This is a genomic window from Pseudomonas sp. SB113 (assembly GCF_040754745.1).
GTDB classification, from domain to species: Bacteria; Pseudomonadota; Gammaproteobacteria; order Pseudomonadales; family Pseudomonadaceae; genus Aquipseudomonas; species Aquipseudomonas grimontii.
The window spans coordinates 1-474 of the sequence record NZ_JBFMHW010000131.1 but is presented as its reverse complement, the minus strand read 5'-3'; the positions used below and the strand labels follow the sequence as shown (position 1 = coordinate 474).

Below are 474 nucleotides of genomic sequence, written 5' to 3'. Positions count from 1 at the left end.
AACTTGTCGACGTCGCATTCGATGGTGAACGCGGCCAGAACTTCATCGGAAGCAAGCAAAACCTGCTGGCGGCCGGAGGTATTCGCGAGGAGGCGAAAAAGGCCGTCGCATGACTGAACCATAATAGCCGCGGGGCGCTGGTTTTCTCCGGCGAACCCGCTGCAAAACAAGGGAGGATGACATGAATTTTCTGAAACATACCGTCACGAGACTGACGGCGGCCTGTGCCGTGATCGCATATGCAAGCTCGGCTGCATTCGCGCAGGAATGCAAAGATCCTAGCCAACTCGTTTTCTCGATCATCCCGACCGAAGAAACGACGCAGGAACTCGATATCTACCAACCCCTGATCGACAAGCTGAAGGAAAAGACAGGCAAGCCGGTCGAGTTCTTCATGCCGACCTCCTATGCCTCGGTCATCGAAGGCATGGTCAATGGCTGGGTGCATATTGGCGTTCATGGCCCCAATTCCTA

General features: G+C 54.9%; 1 protein-coding gene. It reads left to right on the top strand.

Annotation, left to right across the window (positions count from 1 at the left end; all coding sequences use genetic code 11):
- Nucleotides 1–181: 181 nt before the first annotated feature.
- On the top strand, nt 182–474 hold a 293-nt coding region (locus AB1462_RS31810; protein WP_367249062.1), incomplete at its 3' end, for a PhnD/SsuA/transferrin family substrate-binding protein.